This is a genomic window from Acinetobacter sp. KAM396 (assembly GCF_021602765.1).
Lineage (GTDB): Bacteria > Pseudomonadota > Gammaproteobacteria > Pseudomonadales > Moraxellaceae > Acinetobacter > Acinetobacter towneri_A.
The window spans coordinates 1-273 of sequence record NZ_BPPH01000125.1 but is presented as its reverse complement, the minus strand read 5'-3'; the positions used below and the strand labels follow the sequence as shown (position 1 = coordinate 273).

At 37.0% G+C, this 273-nt stretch carries 1 protein-coding gene; it reads right to left on the bottom strand.

Annotated elements, in window-relative coordinates; translation table 11 throughout:
• Nucleotides 1-137: 137 nt before the first annotated feature.
• Nucleotides 138-273 (bottom strand): BrnA antitoxin family protein (locus L6C30_RS14820; protein WP_236163353.1); only part of this gene is annotated, 136 nt, incomplete at its 5' end.

Here is a 273-nt window from a genome sequence, read left to right as displayed (position 1 = left end):
GAAAACAGTAATCAAAGAACGAAATCTGAATCCTGTGCTTGACTTGGAAGTGTCTGTATAGGACATTTCTATTTGGTTATTAGGTAGGACATTTCTACTTAGGAATAACACAAAAATGGGAGCCTAAGCTCCCATTTTTATTGATGATTTTTTAATTCTTTAAGCATGGCATCCCGTAAAATTTTATTCATTCGTGTTTGATAGCCTTTGCCTTGGGCTTTTAGCCACTGCATGACATCTGCATCGATGCGAACCGTAGTTACTTGTTTAGTC